Source organism: Streptomyces sp. NBC_00385, from assembly GCF_035917155.1.
Lineage (GTDB): Bacteria > Actinomycetota > Actinomycetes > Streptomycetales > Streptomycetaceae > Streptomyces > Streptomyces poriferorum.
The window spans coordinates 7,780,944-7,805,299 of record NZ_CP107951.1 but is presented as its reverse complement, the minus strand read 5'-3'; the positions used below and the strand labels follow the sequence as shown (position 1 = coordinate 7,805,299).

General features: G+C 71.2%; 20 protein-coding genes, 1 tRNA gene and 1 pseudogene. 7 read left to right on the top strand and 15 right to left on the bottom strand.

All coding sequences use genetic code 11. From position 1 onward, the window contains the following. Positions 1–2: 2 nt before the first annotated feature. Entirely contained in the window at positions 3–1,322 is a 1,320-nt protein-coding gene (gene selA, locus OG959_RS34840; protein WP_326664913.1) for an L-seryl-tRNA(Sec) selenium transferase, read from the bottom strand. A 23-nt stretch (positions 1,323–1,345) separates the two neighbouring features. Next, a tRNA-Sec gene (locus tag OG959_RS34835) sits at positions 1,346–1,439 on the bottom strand. Between the two features lie 56 nt (positions 1,440–1,495). On the opposite strand from OG959_RS34835, the gene selD reads away from it, so the two are divergent. Beyond that, on the top strand, positions 1,496–2,539 hold the full coding sequence (selD, locus tag OG959_RS34830; protein WP_326664911.1) for a selenide, water dikinase SelD: 1,044 nt from the start codon (positions 1,496–1,498) through the stop codon (positions 2,537–2,539). 55 nt (positions 2,540–2,594) lie between these two features. Here selD and OG959_RS34825 read toward each other — a convergent pair whose 3' ends face one another. The 9 genes from OG959_RS34825 to OG959_RS34785 form a co-directional block, all read right to left on the bottom strand. Beyond that, entirely contained in the window at positions 2,595–3,533 is a 939-nt protein-coding gene (locus OG959_RS34825) for a penicillin-insensitive murein endopeptidase (protein WP_326664909.1), read from the bottom strand. Between the two features lie 34 nt (positions 3,534–3,567). Next, entirely contained in the window at positions 3,568–5,316 is a 1,749-nt protein-coding gene (locus OG959_RS34820; protein WP_326664907.1) for a glycoside hydrolase domain-containing protein, read from the bottom strand. Positions 5,317–5,524: 208 nt separating this feature from the next. Then, entirely contained in the window at positions 5,525–6,259 is a 735-nt protein-coding gene (locus OG959_RS34815) for a D-Ala-D-Ala carboxypeptidase family metallohydrolase (protein WP_326664905.1), read from the bottom strand. Positions 6,260–6,443: 184 nt separating this feature from the next. Then, positions 6,444–6,947, bottom strand: coding sequence for a hypothetical protein (locus OG959_RS34810; RefSeq protein ID WP_326664903.1), 504 nt, complete (start codon positions 6,945–6,947; stop codon positions 6,444–6,446). 72 nt (positions 6,948–7,019) lie between these two features. Continuing rightward, on the bottom strand, positions 7,020–7,208 hold the full coding sequence (locus OG959_RS34805) for a hypothetical protein (protein WP_326664901.1): 189 nt from the start codon (positions 7,206–7,208) through the stop codon (positions 7,020–7,022). Continuing rightward, on the bottom strand, positions 7,209–8,126 hold the full coding sequence (locus tag OG959_RS34800) for a peptidoglycan-binding domain-containing protein (protein ID WP_326664899.1): 918 nt from the start codon (positions 8,124–8,126) through the stop codon (positions 7,209–7,211). Next, positions 8,123–8,671, bottom strand: a complete 549-nt coding sequence (locus OG959_RS34795; RefSeq protein WP_326664897.1) for a hypothetical protein — start codon at positions 8,669–8,671, stop codon at positions 8,123–8,125. Before OG959_RS34795 ends, OG959_RS34800 begins: the two co-directional genes overlap by 4 nt. Further along, positions 8,647–9,300, bottom strand: coding sequence for a MauE/DoxX family redox-associated membrane protein (locus tag OG959_RS34790; protein WP_326664895.1), 654 nt, complete (start codon positions 9,298–9,300; stop codon positions 8,647–8,649). The genes OG959_RS34795 and OG959_RS34790 overlap by 25 nt, the downstream gene beginning before the upstream one ends. Next, the gene (locus tag OG959_RS34785) at positions 9,290–9,991 is read right to left on the bottom strand and encodes a hypothetical protein (RefSeq protein ID WP_326664894.1); all 702 of its coding nucleotides are present in this window, start codon (positions 9,989–9,991) and stop codon (positions 9,290–9,292) included. Before OG959_RS34785 ends, OG959_RS34790 begins: the two co-directional genes overlap by 11 nt. Before the next feature lie 494 nt (positions 9,992–10,485). Here OG959_RS34785 and OG959_RS34780 point away from each other — a divergent pair. Then, a pseudogene (locus OG959_RS34780) lies at positions 10,486–11,048 on the top strand (S8 family serine peptidase); the annotation flags it as partial. A 264-nt stretch (positions 11,049–11,312) separates the two neighbouring features. Here OG959_RS34780 and OG959_RS34775 read toward each other — a convergent pair. Continuing rightward, the gene (locus tag OG959_RS34775) at positions 11,313–11,735 is read right to left on the bottom strand and encodes a YjbQ family protein (RefSeq protein ID WP_326664893.1); all 423 of its coding nucleotides are present in this window, start codon (positions 11,733–11,735) and stop codon (positions 11,313–11,315) included. Between the two features lie 118 nt (positions 11,736–11,853). On the opposite strand from OG959_RS34775, the gene OG959_RS34770 reads away from it, so the two are divergent. Beyond that, positions 11,854–12,960, top strand: coding sequence for an NAD(P)-binding domain-containing protein (locus OG959_RS34770; RefSeq protein ID WP_326664892.1), 1,107 nt, complete (start codon positions 11,854–11,856; stop codon positions 12,958–12,960). 7 nt (positions 12,961–12,967) lie between these two features. Here OG959_RS34770 and mltG read toward each other — a convergent pair whose 3' ends face one another. Both mltG and OG959_RS34760 read right to left on the bottom strand, forming a co-directional pair. Further along, positions 12,968–13,819 carry an endolytic transglycosylase MltG gene (gene mltG / locus OG959_RS34765; RefSeq protein ID WP_326664891.1) on the bottom strand — a complete coding sequence of 284 codons (852 nt, stop codon included), beginning with the start codon at positions 13,817–13,819 and terminating at the stop codon, positions 12,968–12,970. Positions 13,820–14,232: 413 nt separating this feature from the next. Beyond that, positions 14,233–16,044: an ABC transporter ATP-binding protein gene (locus OG959_RS34760; RefSeq protein WP_326664889.1), complete on the bottom strand. Its 1,812-nt coding sequence runs from the start codon at positions 16,042–16,044 to the stop codon at positions 14,233–14,235. A gap of 210 nt (positions 16,045–16,254) precedes the next feature. On the opposite strand from OG959_RS34760, the gene OG959_RS34755 reads away from it, so the two are divergent. Both OG959_RS34755 and OG959_RS34750 read left to right on the top strand, forming a co-directional pair. After that, positions 16,255–16,698, top strand: a complete 444-nt coding sequence (locus OG959_RS34755; RefSeq protein ID WP_326664887.1) for a MarR family winged helix-turn-helix transcriptional regulator — start codon at positions 16,255–16,257, stop codon at positions 16,696–16,698. Between the two features lie 43 nt (positions 16,699–16,741). Next, a complete protein-coding gene (locus tag OG959_RS34750; RefSeq protein WP_326664885.1) occupies positions 16,742–19,675 on the top strand; it encodes an FAD-binding and (Fe-S)-binding domain-containing protein in 2,934 nt (977 codons plus the stop codon). Between the two features lie 18 nt (positions 19,676–19,693). Here the strand turns inward: OG959_RS34750 and OG959_RS34745 are convergent, their stop codons facing one another. Next, positions 19,694–20,410 carry a hypothetical protein gene (locus OG959_RS34745; RefSeq protein WP_442805765.1) on the bottom strand — a complete coding sequence of 239 codons (717 nt, stop codon included), beginning with the start codon at positions 20,408–20,410 and terminating at the stop codon, positions 19,694–19,696. A 244-nt stretch (positions 20,411–20,654) separates the two neighbouring features. On the opposite strand from OG959_RS34745, the gene OG959_RS34740 reads away from it, so the two are divergent. Continuing rightward, complete coding sequence (locus tag OG959_RS34740) at positions 20,655–22,505, top strand: ABC transporter ATP-binding protein (protein WP_326664882.1); 1,851 nt, start codon at positions 20,655–20,657, stop codon at positions 22,503–22,505. After that, a complete protein-coding gene (locus OG959_RS34735; RefSeq protein ID WP_326664880.1) occupies positions 22,502–24,283 on the top strand; it encodes an ABC transporter ATP-binding protein in 1,782 nt (593 codons plus the stop codon). The genes OG959_RS34740 and OG959_RS34735 overlap by 4 nt, the downstream gene beginning before the upstream one ends. Positions 24,284–24,356 lie beyond the last annotated feature (73 nt).

The following is a 24,356-nucleotide window of genomic DNA, read 5'->3' as shown; positions in this document are numbered from 1 at the left end:
GATCAGCGCCCCGCCGCGCGCAGCACCGCGGCGAGGATGTCGCTGTCGGACTCCTGCGGTACGCACCGGAGGTCCAGCAGCAGCCGGCCGCGCACCACCCGCCCGAGCACGGCCGGTTCACCGGTGCGCAGAGGTTCTGCCAGGTCGTCGGGGAGACTGAGCGCACAGGAAGGCAGAACGACCCCGGGCGCCCCGCCTCCTCCGACCACCGCCTCGTGGGGTACGACGCGCGCGTCCAGCCCTCGGCGGCCGGCATCCTCGGCCATGCGCAGCGTGCGGCTGCGCAGCTGCTGCAGCGGCATGTGCACGGCTGTGTGCACGGGAGGTTCGGAACCGCGCAGTGTCGCTTCCAGCGCGGCCAGGGTGAACTTGTCCACGCGCAGGGCTCGGGCCAGCGGATGGCGGCGCATCCGTTCCACGACGGCGGCCGCGCCGAGGACCAGCCCGGTCTGCGGCCCGCCGAGCAATTTGTCCCCGCTGGCGGTGACCAGGGTGGCCCCGTCGCGCAGGGCCGTGGCCGCGTCGGGCTCGTCCGGCAGCACAGGGTCGGGAGCGAGGAGGCCGGAGCCGATGTCGATGACGACGGGAAGGCCGAGGGACGCCAGTTCCTCGGTTTCCACTCCCCCGGTGAAGCCGCTCACCGTGAAGTTCGACGGGTGGACCTTGAGAATGAAACCTGTGTCCGGGCCCGCGGCGTCCGCGTAGTCGCCGAGACGGGTCCGGTTGGTGGTGCCGACCTCGCGTATCCGTGCGCCGCAGGAAACCAGCAGTTCGGGTATCCGGAATCCGTCGCCGATCTCGACGAACTCGCCCCGGCTGAGCAGGATGTCGCGCCCCGGGGCCAGCGTCACCGCCGCCAGGGCCAGGGCGGCGGCGCCGTTGTTGACCACGTGCACCGCCTCCGCGGCCGGCACCGCTTCCCGCAGGGCGGCCATGGCGCCGCGGCCACGTGGCGCCCGTCTGCCGGTGCTCAGGTCCAGCTCGACGTCCGTGTATCCACCTGCCGCCGCCATGGCCTCCAGCGCGGGCCGCGACAGCGGGGCCCGTCCCAGATTGGTGTGCAGTACGACGCCGGTGGCGTTGTGCACGGGGCTCAGTCCGCCTGTGTGCGCGGGGAGCGCGGCAAGTGCGGCGTGGACCGCGTCGCCCGGGCCGATCCGTCCTTCGCGTACGAGTTGTTGGGCGGTGCCGACCGCGGCCTTGACGAGGGGCCTGCCCAGCCGTACGGACGCCTCGCTCAGCCGGGGGTCGCCGAGGAGCACCGTGGTGCTCGGCACCTGCCTCCGGATGTCCGCAGGCGGCTCGTCCGTCCTGTCCGCCACCCGTGCCACCCCGATCGAAGTCAGCGGAGGCGGACGGGAATCGAACCCGCCTGGCCCGGTTCCCGGACCACACCGATTTTGAAGATCGGGAGGGGCACCAGCCCACCCAACGCCTCCGGAGCAAGATTGTGGTCCCCGCACACTGCTGGGGCAAGAGGTGAAATGATCTCCTTATGAAGCCAGTTGGCCCCGTCTCCGTACCGGCCGCGCCTGTGCGGCTGACCCAGTTCGCACACGGAGGCGGCTGCGCCTGCAAGATTCCTCCGGGGGAACTGGAGGCGATGGTCGCGGGACTGCTGCCGCCCGGGAATCCCGGGCAGGCCCTCGGCGGCAACAAGAACCGGCTGCTGGTCGGACTCGACGACGGTGACGACGCCGCCGTGGTGCTCACCGGTGACGGCACGGCCCTGGTGTCGACGGCCGACTTCTTCACACCCGTCGTCGACGACGCCCGCGACTGGGGCCGGATCGCCGCGGCCAACGCCCTGTCCGACGTCTACGCGATGGGCGGCCGGCCCGTCGTCGGGCTCAACCTGCTGGGCTGGCCCCGTGACGTACTGCCCGCGGAGCTGGCCCGGGAGGTCCTGGCGGGAGCGCTCGAAGTGGCCCGCGAAGCCGGCTGCTTCGTCGGCGGCGGCCACAGCATCGACAGCCCGGAACCGCTCTACGGAATGGCCGTGACGGGCCTGGTGGATCCGGACCGGCTGCTGCGCAACGACGCCGGCCGGCCGGGCGTGCCGCTGACCCTGACCAAACCGCTGGGCGTCGGCATACTCAACAACCGCCACAAACGGACCGGCGAGGTCTTCGCACACGCCGTCGCCACCATGACAATGCTCAACGACAGGGCAGCCGCGGCTGCCCTGGAGGTCGGCGCCGTGTGCGCCACCGATGTGACCGGATTCGGGCTGCTCGGCCATCTGCACAAGCTGGCCAGGGCCAGCGGCGTCACGGCCGTGGTGAACGCCGCCGCCGTCCCCGTGCTCGACGGCGCCCGGGAGTCCCTGCGGGCCGGGTACGTCAGCGGCGGCACCCGGCGCAACCTCGACTGGGTACGCCCGCACCTTGACGCGGGACGGGCGAGCCAGGACGAGCTGCACCTGCTTGCCGACGCACAGACCTCCGGCGGGCTGCTGATCGCCGGGGAGGTACCCGGACATCTGGTCATCGGGGAACTGGTTCCCGCCGTGGCCGGCACCACACTGGTGATCCGCTGAGCGCTGCGGACGGCCGCGGGTTCGCGGGCGAGGCCCGGGTCCCGCGGCCGGGCCGCTACCGGTAGCGGATGTGCAGGTGGTTGTCGTGGTTGGCGTAGCTCGTGGTCAGCCCTTCCGAGATCAGCTGCGGGTCGTTGAAGAAGATCAGCTGGACGTGGCCGGGGGCCTTGGCACGGATCTCCTGCACGAGCCTGCGGGTGGCCGCCCGGTCGTACGTGCTCGACTGCCAGGTGATGCGCCCCGCGGTGCACTGCGCCGAGTCGGTGTGGGCGGGCCACACGTCGATGTCCATCCCGACTTCGTGGCTGCCGTGGCCGGGAATGTCCCCGCCGTGCTCGAAGCCGGCGTCGCCCACCGGCAGTCTGCCGTTCCCTGTGGCGGCGAAGGTGGCGGCGGCGGCCTCCAACTGGCCGACGGAGCCGGCTGTCGCCCAGTGGGCACCCGTGTTGCCGTCGGGGCTCTGTGCGCACATCGTGCTGCCGCCGAAGTTGATGTTCTCGTAGTGCCACAGCAGGTTCTGCCAGGTGGTCGGTCCGACGACGCCGTCCGCGCTGATCCCCGCATGGGACTGGAAGGCACGGACGGCGGTGCCGGTGGCGGGTCCGAATGCCCCGTCGGCCGAGAGTCCGGCGCCCCGCTTGGCGTTGAGCAGCGACTGGAGGGCTGCCACCGCCGGCCCGTTGTCACCCTGGCGGACGGTGATGGCGAGGGCGCCCCAGGTAGCGGGCCCCACAACGCCGTCCGCGGTCAGGCCTTTGGACTGCTGGAAGCCCACCACGGCGCTCTGCGTGCCCGAGCCGAAGGCGCCGTCCACCGCCACGGAGCGGCCGTGCGCGGCAAGCAGGTGCTGCAGCGCGACGACGTCGGAACCCCGGTTGCCGTTGCTGGTCAGCGGGAACGCCGCCTGCGGGAAGGCCTGCGCGGGGACGCCAAGCCCGAGGAACAGGCCCGTCAGAGCGGTGAACAGCGTGATGATGCGTGCGAGTCGTCTCACGGTCTCTGCCTCACATTCCTGTTCATTCGCCCGCTCACTTTCCGGACTGGAGGGCGCCCCAGGTGGCGGGGCCGACGATGCCGTCCGCGCCCAGCCCGCGCGAGGACTGGTAGTCGCGTACGGCCTGGGCGGTGCCCGAGCCGAAGACGCCGTCGATGGCCACCGTCCGGCCGAGCGCGGCGGTCAGGGCGCGCTGGAGCCGGGTGACGGCCTCGCCCGTCGAGCCGCTCTGGACGGTCGGGGTGGATCCGCGGGACAGCAGGGCCGTCCAGGTCTTCGCGCCGACCACACCGTCCGCCGTGAGCCCCTTGCCGGACTGGAAGTTCCGGGCGGCGGCGGTCGTGTCGGGCCCGAAGATCCCGTCGGGGGTGCCCGGGTCGAATCCGGCGGCCTTGAGCAGGCACTGGGCGGCCTTGACCCGGTCTCCGGTCGATCCGCTCCGGACGGTGGTGTACGCGGTGAAGTCGAGGTTCGCCCCGCTGCAGCTGGGAGTGGGCGCGGAGCCGTTGCCCACGTCCAGGTAGTCGCGGTCGATGTTGATCGAGTAGCCGCCGTAGGACTCGGTGACCTCGCCCGCGTACTGGTGGATCCGCTGGTGGCCGGACCAGTAGGAGGACGGAACGTAGGAACCGGTGTTGGTGTCGGCGGCGCCGTTCCACCACGCGTAGAAGAGATGGTCGACGCGTGTGTAGGCACCGTTGCCGTACTCGGCGGCGGCGTCCTTGATGCCGGAGGCGGCGCTGGAGTAGAAGCCCGACAGATAGCCGCTGCTGTGCAGCCGTTCGGTCCAGCCGGACAGGTACGACAGCACGGACGCCTTGCAGGAGGCCGTGGAGGTGTACGCCTCGATGTCGCTGTAGATGGCGCTGCCCGCCGGGATGCCGAGGTTCGACGCGGCGGTGATGGCACCGGCGGCCGCGGTGACGCCCTGGGACTTGGCCGTGGCCGGGTCGGTGGACATCTTCAGCGAGTAGCTGGTGCAGGGTGCCTGTCGGCCGACGTCGATGGGGAACAGACGCCATCCGTTGGCGGTCTGGCTGGTCACCCAGCTCGCCGTCAGATTCGGCTGGGCGCAGCCGCGGAAGGATCCGCTGATGTAGACGCCGACCGCGCTGTACGGCGAACTCGCCTGCCAGGCGTTCATCGCGGCCTGCGAGGGCGCGGCGCAGGCGTCGAAGCCCTTGCCCTGGTAACTGCCGGGTTGCGGTCCGGCCGCGGCCAGGGAGGTGGCGTCGGAGCGCTGGGCCGCGTGGGGCAGCGCGATGCGCTCGGCGCCCTCGGTGAGCTCGGCGGAGGCGAGAACGCCGCGTACGAGGTTCTCCGTCTCCGCTGTGTGGGCGGCTGTCACGAGGACGCCGGCGTCCTCGACGGCGATCTGGATGGTGTCGTTGCTGGAAGCGGCGGACGGGGCGATGGCCTTGCCGCGCTGGGTCCGTGCGGTCGCCGCCGTCGCCTGACCGGCGGAGCGGGCAGTGATGGGCTCCACGACGATGCCCGCCGAACGGCCGACGACTCCGGCGGGGCAGTCGTTCTGCTCGGCGGGCTCACCCAGGTAGACGACGGGTCTGTCGAACCGGAGGCAGGCACGCGGGTTCTCGGCCAGATCGACCACCTGCCAGTCGGCGGGCACCTCGATGCGGTAGCCGTGGTAGGTGACGCTCCGCAGGCTCTCGGGCTGGGAATCTGCCTGGGCGGGAACGGGGGCGGCGAACGCGCCGGTACCGGCGAGCACCGCCAGCAGGGCAGTTCCGGCGCGGGCGCGCCAGGGGATCCGGGAGGACATCGGTTCACTCCTACTCGAATGCGGGGGGAGAGTGAGGGGCAGCGGCTCAGCAGGTCTGCTCCGGTCCGTCCACGGCGGTGCCTGCCCGTGGACGAACCGGAGCCTGATCGGCCGCGCACCCCGCGGCCGGTACGGGCCCGCCTTCCCCGGGCCGGAGTCCGGCCCGGGGAAGGCGGGCTGCTGTGCGGGTGCGGTGGCGACGTGCCGGTCAGACCCCGCAGTTGGGGGCTGACCAGGAGCGGCTGGTGCTGCCGTCCACGTGGGTGTGGTCGTTGTGGTTCGGGTAGCCGGGGCCGTAGATGCCGCCGAAGCCGTGCGAGCGAGCCCGCTGGGCGAGTGCGCAGAACGACGGGCTGCCGATCAGGTCGGCGGCGTCACCGTAGAGGTGCCGGCTGTTCGAGACACCGCCCGCCGCATTGTTGCAGGCCGTGGAGCGGAATCCGCTGGACACGACGATGGGCACGTCACCCATCACGTGCCGCAGGGCCTCCAGCTTCCACATCGTGCGCAGGCCGTTGGACTTGGCCGTCGCGGCACTCACCGCGCCACCGGACCAGTCGGCGTTGCAGTTGTTCAGCTCTGCGTAGGTGAAGTGGATGGGGGTGCAGTCCGGGTCCTGCAGTGCGTAGATCTTGCTGAACGTCTGGGAACCCGCGATGCCGTCCGCTCCGAGTCCGTACGCCTGCTGGAACTTGATGACCGCGGCCTTGGTCCGCGGGCCGAAGTTGCCGTCGACGGAGAGGATCTCGCCGTAGTCGACATGCCCGGCCACCCGGATCTGCAGCTGGGTCACGTCGGCTCCCGACATGCCTTCGGACAGGGTGCGGCCCCAGCTGTAGCACTCGTCGGCCTGGGCAGGGGCAGCGGTGGCCAGCACACCCCCTACCGTCGCAGCCATGATCATGACAAACGCTAGGGCGAGTTGGATCGTACGCCTCAACATGGCGCCTCCGTTGTGAGTCCTTCCCGATTCCCGCTAGAGGGTTGAGGCGAGTCTGGCCTCCCCCTGCATGACGTGTCCACACCATCACCATCTGCCACAGGACCAGACCTACGGCACAACCGGCCTGCAGACGCCACCTGGCGCGATGAGGTGCTCGGCTCCTGGCCGAGGCAGGGCGAAGCCACTACTGCCAGACCCCCCAGGCGGCAGCGGCGATCAGCACGGAGCACACGACGGTCATGCCGCTCAGCCGCTCCGCGAGTCGGTCGTCCCAACACTCCCCGTCTCCGGAGAGCCTGCGCAGGGCCGGGGTGAGTGCCCGGCCGGCTCCGAAGCCGAGTCCGGCGGCCAGGGCGGGCGCGTAGGAGCCCCCGGACAGCAGCACCGCTACCGCCATCGCGTACGGCGCACTCGCCGAGACGTAGGTGCGCACGCCCGTGCCGAGCTCGAAGCCGAACTGCAGCGCTCCGCGCGCAAGATGACGCCGCAGGACGTCCTGCGGTATCTGCCGGGCGTTCTGCGGCAGCCGCAGCGACAGCTTGCCCGCGTCACGCAACGCGGCGAGCAACGCGACAGCCACGATCAGCCCTTGCCGCACGCCGGCCGGAACCGGCGTGAAGAGGCCGGACACGAGCCACAGCACCCCGGCCGAAAGCGCCCCTCCGGCCAGCAGGCCGCAGGTGAACACGCCGAGGACCAGCGCCTGTCTGTACGTTGCCCGCCAACCTGGCGAGGCCAGCGCGAAAGCGCTGTTACGCGTTCAAACGGAGCCGGAGAGCGAGTAGCCGGCCAGACCACCGGTGATCGCCCAGGTCAGCACGGGGGCATGGAGGACGGCGGCGATCACCGCGATCCCCAGGGCCGCCACGGGCAGAACGGGGTCGGTGAGCAGCGCCCGTACGGCACCGGCGCCGCTCGGCCGGTCCGCGGGACGGACGGACTCGCCCACCTAGACCGTCCCGGTCAGTGTGAGCCAGGTGTTCGGGCCGACCACTCCGTCGGCGGTCAGGCCGTGCAGGGACTGGAACGAGACGACGGCCTGCCGGGTGAGCGAACCGAAGTTGCCGTCGACGGTCAAAGCGGAACCGTGCTTGTTGAGCTGCCGCTGCGCGCCCCGTACGGCATCGTTCACGTCTCCTTGACGCACGGTGACCACCAGGACCGGCCAGGTCGCCGCGCTGACGCTGCCCGTGGGGCTGAGTCCGTTCGCCGACTGGAACGCCTCGACCTGCGCCTCGGTGTCCGTACCGAAGATGCCGTCGACATCCGTGGGATGCCCGTGGTGGGTGAGCAGATGCTGGATGGTGAAGACGTCGGGCCCGGTGGCTCCACTGCCGATGGTCGGCCAGGTGACGGAGCCGGGGCAGTCGCAGTCGGTGGTCCAGCGGCAGATGGACTTCACCCAGCCGGAGCCGGTGTTGCGGTACCCGTCGTGGCACCGCCTCTCGATACCGCAGCCGCAACTGCCGCAAGCCGCGCTGTAGCGCCACAGCCAGCCGTCGTAGGTACCGGCGTAGCACTGGTTGGGCCGCAGGGTCCAGGTGACTCCGTCCGTCCGGTGGAAGCCGGTGTTCGTCCCCGAGGTCACGCACGCGTCGGCATAGATGGTGCTGGGCCCGCAGCCCGGGGAGCAGTTGTGGTCCTCGGCGTAACTCGGGCATGCACCGGTCCAGATGTCGTATCCGTCGGCGTACGCCTCCCGGGCAGCGGAGAACACTCCCAGCGCGGCGAAGCCCGCGGCGGTCGCCGCCTGCAGCACGGTGCGCCTGGACGGCGCGAAGGAGGGAAGGGCCCCGCGCCCGGTCCGGGAGCGGCGGCCACCGCTCCCGGAGCGGCGCAGCGTGGGCACGTCATGCAGTGAAGTCACGGCCGGCTCCTCGGCGTTGCGGGTGCGATGTCGTCGAGCAGCCGCAGCAGCGCGGTGGGTGAACCGAGCGGCTCGGAACGCACGATGCGGAGTTCCGGATCGATGGCCACCGCGTAGGGGGTGGCGGGGATGTCGTAGGCCGTGAACAGCTCCGGACGGTGGTCCCTGACCGGGACGGCGCCCTCGCCGGCCTGCGGCCCGGCGCCCGCGTAGAGCCCGAGCACCTGCGGGGCGGCCGCGTCGCTCTGGCGGACCGTCCAGGCACCGGCCTCGGCGAGCACTTGGCCGCAGGTACGGCAGTCCGCGTCGAGGAAGAGCAGCAGCGCGGCGCGGCCCGGTGTCAGGAGGCCGTCGAGTCCTGCAGGATCGGGCCGGGCCGCATCGAGGCCGGGAGCCTGTGCGCCGGGGGCGATGCCCACTCGCCCAGGGCGGTGCGGCTGCGTTCGTGACAGCTGGTGCACCTGTCTGATGAGCCCCGATACGACCAGCGCGAGCAGCGCGATCGCCGCCCACGAGGCAATCAGGGCGCTGGTGGTGAAGTCCATCGCGTTGGCACTCCTTCGGCGGTCCGGTGCACGGTGGTCTTGTCCTGCTGGTGAGCAGTGGCCCTGGTCGGCAGGTGGACGGACGCTGTGGTCGGCTCGTGCATGGCAGCGGGCAGGTACCACAGCAGCGTCGCGCAGGCGGGAGCTGCGAGCACCAGCGTGATCAGCTCCGCCGTGGAGAGCCGCACGGGGCCGGCCCCGACGACGCCGGCGCCGCTCATCGCGAGCACGGCGAGGGCCGCGGCCCGCCGGGTCACCCAGCGGCTCAGGGGCACATCCTGGCCGGAACAGCCGCACGGCCCCCCTCGGCCGAGAGCGAGGACGTGCCGCGTGTAGGCGGCGTAGAGCCCGAAGAGGGCGGCCCCCGCAACGAGCACGGTCTGCAGCCCCCGCTGGTGCCCCGTAAGGAGCGCGGCCGTGCCGGCCACCCCCAGGACACCCTCCGCGACCGGCAGCCCGACGGCCGCCGACCGGCGGAGCCGCGGACCCAGTACACCGTGCGCCCACAGCGCGTCGCCCAGGGCAGCCGGACTGGCGGCATGGGAGCCCGCACCCATGAGCAGGGTCAGGATGACGAGGGAGGCGGTCAGCCCGCCGTAGAAGCCGATCACCGGCGGATCACCCGGCATGCCGCAGCGTGAGTCGCCCGACGAGTTCGGGCACCCTCTCGACGGGAGTCGACGCCAGTGGCACCACCGTGGCCCAGATCGCGGTGGAGGAGAGCACGAAGAACGGGCTGCCGTCGGAGAGCGTGTCGCGGAAAAGCTCGCCGGACGCGACCGCCACCCCCTTCCAAGGCGGGAGCTGGGCGGTGTGCTCCTTCGTGCGCCGCGACAGCTCCAGCAGCCCGAGGCCGGGTACCTCCTTGATCAGCGTCGCGGGACGCGCGAAGGCGCTTCCGGCCGAGGGATCCGGCTGGAGGGTGAGCCCGTACTCGCTCTCCCCGATACGCACCGACCGGAGCAGCCCGAGCACCTCGGCCACGCCCATGCCGTACAACCGGGTCACGAGTGAATGGCGCTCGCCACGCCACACGACGAGCGACGGCCGCTCCACGAGCCCCGAGCGCGGCTCGCGCTCGACCGACCGGAAGATGCGCAGCGCGCCCTTCTGGAAGGTGAGCTCGGATTCGGGTGACCCGGTACCCAGGGAGGCGGCGACATCGTCCCCCAGAGAGGCCGGGCCGGCAGTGAATTCGACCAGCCGGCCACCGGCCAGGACCTCGACAGCCGAAGTGCACGGCGCCTGGAGGTCGATGTCGCCCTCCAAGTGGTACGTCCCACCATCGAGTGCGCGATGAGTGACGAACGATGCGGCCATGTGCATCCTCCCGGGGGCAGGGGGTCTGATGTGACACCGCAGCCGCTGAGGAAGCTAGACATAAGTCATGCCCCTGTCAATCTCTTGGGGTCGCCCAGAGCCGGATCAGCCACTACGCGCGTCACGTTCCCCACCACTCATCCGGCGCTTGACCTGGGCCAGCGGTCCGCGGGAAGCGTTGGCGGTCCGTGTGACGGACTTGAACAGCCGGCGAACGGTCGAACTGCTGGGGCTGCGGCGCCTCAGACGGCGGCCCGTGTGCCGGAGACTCCGGCCGCAGCGGTCGGCAGGCACGCCCCGCATCGGGCAGGAGATCCCTCTCGACCGGCGGACCCGCGCGTGCAGAGCGATCGCCGTGAACGCGCCCGATTCGGCAGCGAGAAGGGCATCTGCTGGGGTGGGCGCGCGCGAATGGCAGCCCGATCACTCGCTTACGTTCAAGGTCGCACAGTCCGCAACGCCCAGATCGGACAGCACCGCCCGCAGCCGCTCACCTCTCGGACCGGATCGACGAGACGCGCAACTTCTCGGACTCGGCCGACGTGGTCGACCGCCATGGACACGGCACCCACGTCGCCTCCACCATCGCCGGTTCCGGCGCGGCATCGGGCGGGAAGTACAAGGGTGTCGCCCCCGGCGCGAAACTACTCATCGGCAAGGTCTCGGCGACAACGGCTCCGGGACCGAGCCCGGGGTGCTCGCAGGCATGGAGTGGGCCGCGCACAGCGGCGCCAAGGCCGTCAGCATGAGTCTCGGGGCGGACACCTACACCGACGGCACCGCCCCGATGAGTCAGGCCGTCAACACGCTGACGAAGGACACCGGCACCCTCTTCGTGATCGCCGCGGGCAACACCGGCCCCGACGCGGGCAGCATCGACACGCCCGGCGCAGCCGACGCGGCCCTGACCGTGGCGGCGGTCGACGACCAGGACGAGATCGCCTCGTTCTCCAGCCGGGGCCCGCGCTTCGGTGACGGGGCCATGAAGCCGGACATCGCCGCCCCGGGCGTGAACATCGTGGCCGCCCGCGCAGCAGGCACCACCATGGGCACTCCGGCCTGGCGAGCATCTTCTTCTCGTCCCGCATTTCGTAACCGGTGTTCAGGCAGTCGACGACGTTGCGGCCAAGCCGGTCCACCGCTGCGGCGACCAGGCCCGTCGTAAGCAACCCTCTCGTCACGGAGCCAGGGGCCCGGCTTCGGGCGGGTCACCGGTCATAGGAACGCTCGATCGTATGCAGGTCCGTACCGTGCAAGGTTCTCTCCGTTCGCGCACGCGTGGCACGGAGAATCGGCGGCACGACCCTGGGAGCGATATTGATCAGCCCAGGAAGCTCAGCCGCACCTGCCGGTCCGCATTGTCGACGTTCGTGTCCACCAGGCACACCGACTGCCAGGTCCCCAGCTCCAGGCGCCCCCCGACCACGGGCAGCGTCGCGTGCGGCGGGACGAACGCCGGGAGCACGTGGTCGCGGCCGTGGCCCGGGCTGCCGTGGCGGTGTTGCCAGCGGTCGTCCGCGGGAAGCAGGGCGTGCAGGGCGCTGAGGAGGTCGTCGTCGCTGCCCGCGCCGGTCTCCAGTACCGCGATCCCGGCGGTCGCGTGAGGCACGAAGATGTTGAGCAGGCCGTCGCGGCCCGCGGCCGTCCGGGTGAGGAACTGTTCGCAGTCGGACGTCAGGTCGGTGACGGTCTCCGTCGTGCCCGTGGTGATGTGCAGGACGCTGGTCGTGAACGCAGAGGACATGTGCACATTGTCCTGCCCGCACCGCGGGATTGCGCGACCACGTACCGGGGCGGGGCCGGTCGGACGAGCCGGAGGCGGCCGCGGGAAGATCCGCGCCGTCGATGCGGTTGGTAGAAGCGTGAACAATCTCGGGACGCGCCCAGTGGATGTCGTGGTGATCGGAGCCGGGCAGGCAGGCCTGTCCAGCGCCTACCACCTGCGTCGCAGCGGTCTGGCACCGGACCGCGACTTCGTGGTCCTCGACCATGCCCCGCGTCCCGGCGGTGCCTGGCAGTTCCGCTGGCCCTCGTTGACGTACGGCAAGGTGCACGGCATGCACGCCCTGCCCGGCATGGAGCTGACGGGTGCCGACGACAGCCGGCCCTCGTCCGAGGTGATCGGGGAGTACTTCGACACCTATGAGCGCACCTTCGGCCTGCGGGTGCACCGGCCCGTCGAGGTGAGCGCCGTGCGTGAGGGTGCGGGCGGGCGGCTGCTCGTCGAGACGTCCGAGGGGACGTACACGACGCGCGCCCTGATCAATGCCACCGGCACCTGGGACCGGCCGTTCTGGCCGCGCTACCCGGGGCAGGAGACCTTCCGTGGGCGGCAGTTGCACACGGCGGACTACCCGGGGCCGGCCGGGTTCGCCGGGCAGCGCGTGGTCGTCGTGGGCGGTGGGGCCTCCGGGACACAGCACCTGATGGAGATCGCCGAGGTGGCGGCGGACACCTACTGGGTGACGCGGCGGCCGCCGGTGTTCCGGGAGGGTCCGTTCGGTGCCGATCAGGGCCGGGCGGCCGTGGCCATGGTGGAGGAACGGGTGCGGCGCGGGCTGCCGCCGCAGAGTGTCGTGAGCGTCACCGGGCTGCCGGTCACCGACGCGGTCCGGCGGGCCCGCGAGTCGGGTGTACTCGACCGGCTGCCCATGTTCGACCGGATCACGCCGGACGGCGTGGCCTGGGACGACGGCCGCACCGTAGAGGCGGACGTCATCCTCTGGGCGACGGGCTTCCGGGCCGCCGTCGACCACCTCGCCCCGCTGAGGCTCCGTGAGCCCGGCGGCGGGATCCGGGTCGAAGGGACGCAGGCCGCGCGCGACGAGCGCGTCCATCTCGTCGGGTACGGGCCGTCCGCCAGCACCATCGGCGCGAACCGGGCCGGCCGAGCCGCCGTGCGCGGGATCGGCCGGCTGCTGGAGCGCGCCGAGCCCGCTGCGGAGAGGGCCGTGTCCGTGTCCGCGTGAGAACGGTTCAACCGGTGCCCGCGCTGCGGCGGTTGCGGTTGAACTCGGCCACGTTGCGCTGCTGCTCCGCGTAGTCGTCGGTGAAGCGGGTGTCGCCGGGCGTGACCGTGACGAAGTACAGCCAGGGGCCGGGGGTGGGGCTGATCGCTGCCACCATCGCCTGCTCACCGGGGTTGCCGATGGGAGTGGGCGGGAGTCCCTTGTGTGCGTAGCTGTTGTACGGGCTGTCGATCTTCGTGTCGCCCGTGGTGGTGTCCAGAGTGCTGCGGTTCAGCGCGTAGTTGAGCGTGGAGTCCATCTGGAGGGGCATGCCGCGGTCGAGCCGGTTGTGGATGACCCGGGCCACCTTCCCCATATCGGGCGCGGTGTCCGCCTCGGCCTGGACCACGCTGGCGATCGTCACCGTCTGGTACACGGTGACGTTGTTGCGCTGTGCTCCGGCCGTGATGTGGTCCGCGCCGAAGCGGCTCCGTGCCGTGTCGACCATGTAGCGCAGCAGGCTCTGCGGGGTCGTGGCGGAGGTGACGGGGTACGTCGCCGGGAAGAGATAGCCCTCGGGGTTGCCCTTCGCCTCGGCCGGCAGCGGCAGGTCCGCCGTCGCGACGGCCTTCTCCGTGGTGCCGGCGGGTTCGCCCAGGGCCTTGTCCGCGGCCGCGTACACCTGCGAGGCCCGCCATCCCTCCGGAATCACCAGGGAACGAGCCTGCTCGGCGGTCTTCGGCTCTCTGGTCAGCAACGGTACGAGGACGGCGGCGGCCACCCCGAGTACGAGAACGGCTCCGACGAGCAGCAGCAGACGACCCCGCCGGGTGGGGCGGATCCTGCGGTGGGGACGGGTGTCCGGGGACTCGTTCACCATGCGGGCACGCTATCCCGCGCGGATCGCGCCGTCGGTACCTCGTCCGTGACGACACGCGGCGCGCACCACGCAACACGAACACACGAACAGGGGATCGGGTGTTCGCTGGAACGCGTGATCGTATCGGCATTCGTTGCTCAACTGCCTGACGGCGGTTGATGATTACAGGGCGCAAGCGACGGGCTGCAGACCGCGACTGTGCTGTCCCAGAGATTCACCATGCACAAGGAGAAACACCCGATGAACCTGATCACCAACCTGCTGGCCGGCGTCGTCCACTTCGTGGGTTGGCTCATCTGACCATTGCTCCACCCGGCGCCGTCGTTCCCCGTCCCACGGGAGCGGCGGCGCCGTCGCGTGCGGCCCGACGCCCCTGGGAGAGCCCTCACGGCCGTTCCCCGTCCGCGGCCCGGTCAGCCCGCCACGGGGGCGGCGAGCCGGGTGTCGTCCCTGCGGACCAGGGCCGCGTACCGCCCGTCCTGTCGCAGCAGTTCCTCGTGGCTGCCGCGCTCGGCAGTGCGGCCGGCGTCGAGGACGACGATCTGATCGGCATCGCGCACGGTGGAGAGCCGGTGAGCGATGGTGATCGTCGTACGGCCGGCGGAGAGCGCGTCGATCGCCTCCTGTACGGCGAATTCGGTGCGGGTGTCGAGGGCGCTCGTCGCCTCGTCGAGGATCAGCACCGGCGGATCGCGCAGGATCGTGCGGGCAATGGCCAGGCGCTGCTTCTCGCCTCCCGAGAACCGGTAGCCGCGTTCACCGACGAGGGTGTCGTAGCCGTCGGGCAGGGAGGCGATGTGGTCGTGGATCTGTGCGGCACGGGCCGCCGCCTCGATCTCCTCGCCGGTCGCGTCCGGCTTGGCGAAGCGCAGGTTCTCGGCGACCGAGGCGTGGAAGAGGTACGTCTCCTGGGAGACCACGCCCACGGCCCTGGCGAGGGTGTCGAAGTCCAGTTCGCGCACGTCGACCCCGTCGAGCGTGACACGGCCGCCGGTGACGTCGTAGAGCCTCGGCACGAGATAGCTGAGGGTGGACTTGCCGGAGCCGGTGGGACCGACGACGGCCAGGCTGGCTCCGGCGGGCACGGTCACATCGACGCCGCTGAGGGTCGGACCGCTCTTCTCGTCGTAGCTGAAGTCGACGTTCTCGAAACGGATCTCACCGCGGATCTTCTCCAGGCGCACCGGCTTCTCCGGCTCGGTGATGTCCACCGTGAGGTCGAGGTATTCGAAGATGCGCTGGAAGAGGGCGAGGGACGTCTGCATCTGCACCCCGGTGGAGAGCAGGCTCACGGCGGGCCGGAAGAGGCCCTGCTGGAGCGAGACGAAGGCCACCAGCGTTCCGATCGAGACGTCCGGACCACCGGACTGCAGGGCGATGCCGGCGGCCCAGTAGATGACGGCCGGCATGGCGGCCATCACGATGCCGATCGTCGACATCCGCCAGCGTCCGGCCATGCTGGAGCGCACTTCGAGGTCGACCAGGCGCTCGGACTCCTCGGCGAATCCCTTCGTCAGCGAGTCCGAGCGGCCCATCGTGCGGCCGAGCAGGATGCCGCTGACGGAGAGCGATTCGGTGACGGTGGCCGCCATGGCGGCCATCTGCTTCTGGCGCTGGGTGGTGATCTTCTTCCGCTCGCGGCCGACCCGTCGGCTGATCCAGACGAAGACCGGCAGCAGGAGCAGCGAGACGACGGTCAGCCGCCAGTCGAGCGCCAGCATGGCCACGACCGTGGCGATGACCGCGGTGAGGTTGGAGACCAGGGAGGTCGCCGTCGAGGTGACGGTGGCCTGCATGCCGCCGATGTCGTTGGCGATCCGGGACTGGACCTCACCCGTGCGGGTCTTCGTGAAGAAGGCGAGCGGCATCCGCTGGAGCTGCGTGTAGACGGCGGTGCGCAGGTCGTGCATGACCCGCTGGCCGACCGTGGTGGAGATGAGGGTCTGGAGCACGCCGAAGACGCTGTTCATCACCGCGGTGAGGATCATGCCGAGGGCGAGCAGCGAGAGCAGTCCGGTCCGCCCCTGGGGGATGGCGGTGTCCAGGATCTCGCGCAGCAGGAACGGAGAGGCGACCGACACCAGCGACGAGGCGCCGACGAGCAGCCCGACCACGGCGAGGCGGCCGCGGTAGGGATGGAAGAGGCGAAGGATGCGGCGCAGCTCGGCAGGCGGCTGGGCGGCTTCCCGGGGCGGGGGTGTCCACGTGGGTTCGTCGGGTTTCATGGGCTCCTTCGTCAGGCGTGCGACAACAGGGAAGGGCGGGCGCGGGGGCTTGCGACAGCGAGCGCGTCCACAGCGTGGCAGGGCGGTGGCCGGGTGGCCGCCGGCAGGCCCGGGGCCCGGACCTCGCGGCCCTTGGCGGTCGGACAGATGAGAGCATAGCTCATTGTTACCTACACTCACAATGAACAAGGTCCTGATATTGTTCCCGTCATGGACACCCCCGACCCCGACGGCGTGCTCGCCGAACAGCTGCTGCGGCTGACCCGCAGGCTCCAGCGCATTCAGAGCCGTCAGCTGGAACCGATCGGCATCACCCCCGCGCAGTTCCGGCTGCTGCGCACCGTCGCGCACTACGACGGCCCCCCACGGATGGCGGATCTCGCGAAGCGGCTCGACGTCGTCCCCCGCGCCGTGACCACGCTGGTCGACGGGCTGGAGGCCAGTGGCCGGGTGCGCCGGACACCCGATCCGGACAGCCGCCGGGTGGTCCGGATCGAGATCACGGACGAGGGCATCGCCACGCTGCGGTCGCTGCGCAACGCGCGCCGGGCCGCCGCAGAGGAGATCCTGGCTCCACTGACCGCCGATCAGCGTGAGGTGCTCGGCGGTCTGCTGACCGCTCTGGTCAACGGAATGCCGGAGCGCAGCTGCTGACCGGGCGCGAAGCGTCGCGCCGAGCCGCCGAGGGGATCTGGACATGCCACTGCTCGAACCGAACCCGGAATCCCTGCGCCCCGGGGTGGCGCGCCCTCCGTCCCACGACCGGGTTCCCGACGCGCAGGCACCCGGCACCCCCGAGCCGCTGCGGGACGATCTGACCGCCCTCCTGGGCCCGCAGAAGGTGCTCTGGAAGATCTCCGACCTGGTGCGGTACGCCTCCGACGCCAGTCCCTACCGGTTCGTTCCCCAGGTCGTCGTCGTTCCGGAGGACATCGACGACATCTCCGCGATCCTTTCGTACGCCCACGGCAAGGGCCGCAACGTCGTGTTCCGGGCCGCGGGCACCAGCCTGAACGGCCAGGCGCAGGGCGAGGACATCCTCGTGGACGTACGCCACCACTGGGCGGGCATCGAGGTCCTGGACGAGGGCGCGCGGGCCCGGATCCGCCCGGGGACCACGGTCATGCGGGCGAACGCCACCCTCGCCCGGCACGGCCGGCTCCTGGGGCCCGACCCGGCGAGCGCGATCGCCTGCACGATCGGCGGCGTGGTCGCCAACAACGCCTCCGGGATGACCGCAGGGACCACCCGGAATTCGTACCGCACCGTCTCCTCCCTCACCGTCGTGCTGCCCAGCGGCACGGTGGTGGACACCGGCGATCCGGCGGCGGACGAGGACCTGGCGCACGCGGAGCCGCGGCTCTGCGAGGGGCTGCTCGCCCTGAAGGCGGAGATCGAGGCCGACGCCGCGCTCACCGCCCGGATCCGCGCCAAGTACGAGATCAAGAACACCAACGGCTACCGGCTGGACGCCTTCCTGGACGGATCGACGCCGGTCGAGATCCTCCGCGGTCTCATGGTCGGTTCGGAAGGGACCTTCGGATTCATCTCCGAGGTCGTTTTCGACACGCTGCCGCTGGACCGCAGGATCTCCACCGCGCTGCTCTTCTTCCCCTCCCTGACCGCGGCCGCGGCAGCCGTCCCGCTGTTCAACGAAGCCGGCGCCATCGCCGTGGAGCTGATGGACGGCAACACCCTGCGCGCCTCGGTCAGCGTCAAGGGGGTGCCCGCCGACTGGGCCGGGCTGCCGAAGGAGACCGCGGCCCTGCTGGTGGAGTTCCGCGCTCCCGACGAGGCGGGCCAGGAGGCGTACGAGGAGGAGGCGGCCGGGGTCGTACGGCAGCTGGAGCTGGTCCGTCCGGTCACCTCGGTGACCAACGAGTTCACCCGGGACGCCCGGACCATCTCCGGCTACTGGAAGGCCCGTAAGGCCTTCGTCACCGCCGTCGGCGGCTCCCGCCCGTCCGGTACGACGCTGATCACGGAGGACTTCGCGGTCCCGCCCTCCCGGCTTGCCGATGCCTGCGAGGCGTTGCTGGGGCTCCAGGCGGAGCACGGTTTCGATGCCGCTGTCGCGGGCCACGCGGCCCATGGCAATCTGCACTTCCTGCTGGCGTTCGACGCGGCGAAGCAGTCCGACGTCGACCGGTACGCCGGCTTCATGGAGGACTTCTGCCGGCTGACCGTGGAACGGTTCGACGGATCGCTCAAGGCGGAGCACGCCACGGGCCGCAACATCGCGCCCTTCCTGGAGCTCGAATGGGGGCCGCGCGCGACCGAGTTGATGTGGCGTACGAAGCAGGTCATCGACCCCGATGGCGTCCTGGCCCCCCGGATCGTCCTGGACCGCGACCCGAAGGCCCATCTCCGCGGGCTGAAGACCATTCCCAAGGTCGAGGCGGTGGCCGACCCCTGCATCGAATGCGGATTCTGCGAACCCACCTGCCCCAGCCACGACCTGACCACCTCACCGCGCCAGCGCATCGTGCTGCGCCGCGAGATGATGCGGCAGCCGGGCGGTTCACCCGTGGAAGCGGGACTGCTCGACGCCTACGGATACGACGCCGTAGACACCTGCGCGGGCGACTCCACGTGCAAGCTCGCCTGCCCCGTCGGCATCGACACGGGCGCCATGATGAAGGACTTCCGCCACCAACGGCACTCCCCGCGCGAGGAGCGGATCGCCGCACTCACCGCGAAGAACTTCCGTGTGGTGGAAGCGGCGGCCCGGCTGGCGATCGCCGCGTCCGACAGGATCGACGACCGGCTGCTCCAGGGGGTCACCGGACTCGCCCGCAAAGCCGTCCGCCCCGATCTGGTACCCGAATGGCTTCCGGAGATCCCGGGCGCGGCAGCCCGGAAGCTGCCCCGTACCTCCAGGGTGGGGGCGAGCGCGGTCTACTACCCGGCCTGCGTCAACCGCATCTTCGGCGGCCCGCAGGGGCATCGTGGCCCGTCGCTGCCGCAGGCCGTGGTCCTCGTCTCGGCCCGTGCCGGCAAGCCCGTCTGGATTCCGGAGGATGTCGCGGGCACCTGCTGCGCGACGATCTGGCACTCCAAGGGGTACGACTCCGGGAACGCGGTGATGGCCAACCGGATCGTCGAGGCCGCCTGGGGCTGGACCGCCGGCGGAAAGCTGCCCCTGGTCGTCGACGCCTCCTCGTGCACGCTGGGCATCGCCCACGAGGTGGTGCCGTATCTGACCGAGGACAACCGGAAGCTGCACCGGGAACTGACGGTGGTCGACTCACTGGTCTGGGCTGCCGACGAGCTCCTGCCCGAGCTGACGGTGCTGAGGAAGTCCGGTTCGGCGGTTCTGCACCCGACGTGCTCGATGGAGCATCTCGACGACGTCGCCCAGTTGCGCACGGTAGCGGAGGCCTGCGCGGAGGAGGTCGTGATCCCGGACGACGCCGCGTGCTGCGGCTTCGCGGGCGACCGGGGCATGCTGCACAAGGAACTGACGGCTTCGGCCACCGCGAAGGAGGCCGCCGAGGTGAACACCCGGGAGTACGACACCTATCTGTGTGCGAACCGCATGTGCGAGATCGGCATGGACCGGGCGACGGGGCGTTCGTACCACTCGGCGCTGATGGAGCTGGAGCGGGCGACCCGCCCCGGGCCCGTGTGAGCGCCGGGCGGCGGCCGCTCAGGCCTTGAGGTCCGCTCGGTCACCCATCACCACGACCGGGTTCTGCTTCGGGTCGAGGGTGTGCAGCAGCTTCACCATGGCCGCCTTCGGCAGGCTCACGCAGGCGGATGTGCCGCTGCCGTGGTCCATGTGCAGCCAGATACTGCCGCCCTTGGACTGGCCCTGCGGGCGTGTCGGGTCGTTGGGGGCGGTGCCCTTGACGCGGTTGTAGTCGATGGCGATGACGTAGTCGAAGTCGTGCCAGTACGGCTTGGCCCAGTAGCGGGGCGCCTGGATGGCGGCCGACTCGGTGTACGGGAGCAGGGCGCCCGGGTCGGGCAGTGCGCCGCCCGCGTCGGTGAGGGTGAAGACGCCGACCGGGGAGCGTTTGTCGTCCTCGTGGTGGTCGGTGGTCCAGCCCTTGCGGCCGTTGTGGGCCTTCCAGCCGGCGGCCTTGTCCCAGGTGGAGCCGGTCCGGGTGTACAGCACGACCGTGGAGTCCGCGGAGTTCTTGCCCGCGCCGTACACGGCGACGACCTGGCGGGAGTCGTCCGGGATCTGTGACTGAAGCCGGTCGCCCACGTCAGGGATGCGTTTCAGGCCCGTGGTCTGCTCCTCGGCCCCGTCCTTGCGGGCATCGGCCGACCGCGCGTCCGCCTTCTTCGGTTCCTGTCCGTCGCCGCACGACGTCAGGGTCGTGAACAGGACACCGCAGGCGGCCGCCGAGGCCACCACTCGTACCGCACCGGCTATACGCATCCGTCCATGCTCGCACCATCCGGAGCCCGAGCCGTCCTCGTCTGCGGCTTCGGGCCAATGCGTGCCCAATCTTTACCCCCGTGGACCGGCCCGCCCTAAAAGGGTTTGCCTCGGCTCCTGCGGGGAGCGAGGCTTGGACGGTTTGGTCCCCCCACACGCCTCCCCCACGTGTTTCTGGAGATCCTCGCGGATCTCAGCTCCTTCCGATCTTTGGGACGTCATGCACATTCGCGATCTTCCGTACTCGGATCCCGGCGATCCCGACGTCCGGTCGGGCCCTCGCTTCCTGCTCTGGATCGGCCGCAACCAGATCCGCGGACAGCTCAAGTCCATGGCCTGGGGTCTGCTGCACCAGTGCTCCCTCGCGGGGCTGCCGCTCGCCGTGGGGTTCGCCGTCCAGTCGGTCGTCGACCGGTCCGGCGGACGGCTGGCGCTGGCGGGCGGCACGATCGCGGTGCTCGGTGTGCTGATCGCGGTGGGCGACACGATGCTCCACCGGACCGCCGTCACCAACTGGATCACCGCTGCCGCCCGGGTCCAGCAACTGCTGGCCCGCAAGACCGCGGAGCTCGGCTCGGCGCTGACACGCAGGGTCGCCGCAGGCGAGGTCGTCGCGGTGTCCACCGGCGACGTGGAGAAGATCGGCTGGTTCGTCGAGGCGCTCTCCCGCTTCGCCGCGGCCGCCGCGGCCCTCGTCATCATCTGTGTCGGGCTCGTCCTCTATCTGCCCTCGCTCGGCGTGCTCGTGGCGCTCGCCATGCCGCTGCTCGCCCTGGCCGTACTGCCGCTCCTCCCCCGCGCCACCCGCCGCGCCGACGTCCAGCGCGAGAAGGCCGGGAAGGCCACCGAGCTGGCCTCGGACACGGTGGCCGGACTGCGCGTGCTGCGCGGAATCGGCGGCGAGGAGCTGTTCCTCGGCCGCTACCGGCGCGCCTCCCAGGAGGTCCGCAAGGCTGCGGTGCGCAGTGCGCGGATGTGGTCGCTGATCTCGGCGATCCAGGTACTCCTGCCGGGCGTGCTGCTGATCTCGCTGGTCACCTACGGGGCGGCGCTGGCCCGGGACGGGCAGATCGACGTCGGCCAGCTCGTCACGGTGTACAGCGCGGCGACGCTGATGCTTTTCCCGTTGCGGCACTTCGAGGAGATCGCCATGGCGTACTCCTTCTCCCGGCCGTCCGCCCAGCGTGCGGTCCGGGTCCTCTCGCTGAGCCGGGTCGCACGGCCGTCCACCGTCGATGCCGCTCCGACCGGTGACCTGTACGACCCGGTCACGGGTCTGCTGGCTCAGGAGGGCCTGTTCACCGCGGTGGTCTGCGGCGACCCGGACGAGGCGGGCCGCCTCGCGGACCGGCTCGGCGGACATGCCCAGCCGGCCGTGGCGAAGGAGGGCGAGGCCGAGGAGGCCGCGGCTCCCGACGTGCCGTCGGTCCTGCTCGGAGGCGTACCCCTGGACGAACTGGAGCTGGATGCGGCCCGGACCGCCGTTCTGGTCCAGGACAAGGACCCGGTGCTGCTCTCCGGAACGCTGCGGGAACTGCTGGACGTGCCGTCGTCCGGGCGGGTGGCCGCCGTCGACGCGCTGGCTGCCGCGCAGTGCGGCGACGTCCTGGACGCGCTGGCCCAGGCGTCCGTCGACGCCGAAGGCGACCCCATGAACACCCGGATCACCGAGCGCGGCCGGTCGCTGTCCGGCGGCCAGCGGCAGCGGCTCGCCCTGGCGCGGTCGCTGGTGACCGACCCGGAGGCGCTGGTGCTCGACGAGCCGACGTCCGCCGTCGACTCGCACACCGAGGCGCGGGTCGCCGAGGGCGTCAAGGCGCTGCGCAAGGACCGTACGACGGTGGCGTTCGCCTCGTCACCGTTGCTGCTCGACCTGGCGGACCGGGTCGCGCTGGTCCACGGCGGCACCGTGGTGGCGGTCGGCACCCATCGTGAACTGCTGCGTGACGAACCGCTCTACCGCGCGGTCGTCACCCGGGAGACCGAGGACGAGCTCGCCGCGTCGGCACCGGCCATGAACGAGGGCATCGACACGATCGCCACGATCGAGGAAATCGAGGAGAGGGCATGATCGGCCTCGCACCACCGTCGTACGACCCGGCCGCCCCGGAGTCGGCGACGACCCTGCCGGTCGGCACCCCCACGACCGTACGCGCCTACGTCCGGGAGCTGATGCGGCGCCACCGGCGGCCGTTCGTCGTGGTCACGGCGCTCAACTGCGTGGCGGTGGTCTCGTCGATCGTGGGCCCGTACCTGCTGGGCGGACTGGTCGAGGACCTGTCCGACGGGGTCACCGACCTTCATCTGGAGCGCACCGCCGCGGTGTTCGCGCTGGCGCTGGTCATCCAGACCGTGGTCACCAGGATGATGCGGCTGCGCAGCGCGATGCTGGGCGAGGAGATGCTGGCCGATCTGCGTGAGGACTTCCTCGTGCGGTCGGTCCGGCTGCCGCCGGGCGTGCTGGAGCGGGCCGGTACGGGAGACCTGCTGTCCCGGATCACCACGGACATCGACCGGCTCGCCAACGCCATGCGCGAGGCGGTGCCGCAACTGGCCATCGGTGTGGTGTGGGCGGGGCTGCTGCTCGCCGCGCTGGCCGTCACCGCTCCCCCGCTGGCGCTCTCGGTGCTCGTCGCGCTGCCGGTGCTGATCATCGGCTGTCGCTGGTACTTCCGCCGGGCCCCGTCGGCGTACCGCTCGGAGGCGGCCGGTTACGCGGCGGTCGCGGCGATGCTCGCGGAGACGGTCGATGCCGGACGGACCGTGGAGGCGCACCGGCTGGGCGCGCGGCGGGTTGCCATGTCGGACCGGCGGATCAAGGAGTGGACGGCTTGGGAGCGGTACACACTGTTCCTGCGGTCGGTGCTCTTCCCCGTCATCAACGCCACGTACGTGACGATTCTCGGCGCGGTCCTGATGCTCGGCGGCTGGTTCGTCATCGAGGGGTGGCTCACCGTCGGTCAGCTGACGACGGGTGCGCTGCTCGCGCAGATGATGGTCGATCCGATCGGCCTGATCCTGCGCTGGTACGACGAGTTGCAGGTCGCCCAGGTATCGCTGGCCCGGCTGGTGGGGGTCCGGGAGATCGAGCCGGACGCCGGGGACGCGGGCGTGGCGCCGGACGGCCGTGAGGTGCGTGCCGACGAGGTGCACTTCGGCTACCGGGCCGGTCTCGACGTGCTGCACAAGGTGTCGCTGGATGTGGCTCCGGGCACGCGGATGGCGCTGGTGGGTCCGTCCGGTGCGGGCAAGTCCACGCTGGGCCGGCTGCTGGCCGGGATCTATGCCCCGCGGACCGGCGAAGTGACGCTGGGTGGTGCGGAGTTGTCGCAGATGACGGCGGAGCGTGTCCGCACGCATGTGGCCCTGGTCAATCAGGAGCACCATGTGTTCGTCGGCTCGCTGCGGGACAACCTGCGCCTCGCCCGTACCGGCGCCGGGGACGCGGAGCTGTGGGCCTCGCTGGCCGCGGTCGACGCGGACGGCTGGGCGAGGGCCCTCGACGAGGGGCTGGACTCCGAGGTCGGGTCGGGCGGCCTGGTGCTCACCCCGGCTCAGGCGCAGCAGATCGCGCTGGCGCGGCTGGTGCTGGCCGATCCGCACACGCTGGTCCTGGACGAGGCGACGTCGCTGCTCGATCCGCGCGCGGCCCGTCATCTGGAGCGTTCGCTGGCCCGGGTGCTGGACGGGCGTACGGTCGTGGCGATCGCCCACCGGCTGCACACGGCGCACGACGCGGACGTGATCGCCGTCGTCGAGCAGGGCCGGATCAGCGAGCTGGGCAGCCATGACGAGCTGGTGGCGGCGGGCGGTGCGTACGCGGCGCTGTGGCGGTCCTGGCACGGCTGACCGGACCGCACTCGAGGCACACGGCGGGCGGGCTCGTTCCTGAGCCCGCCCGCCGTGTGTCGTTCCGGAGGTT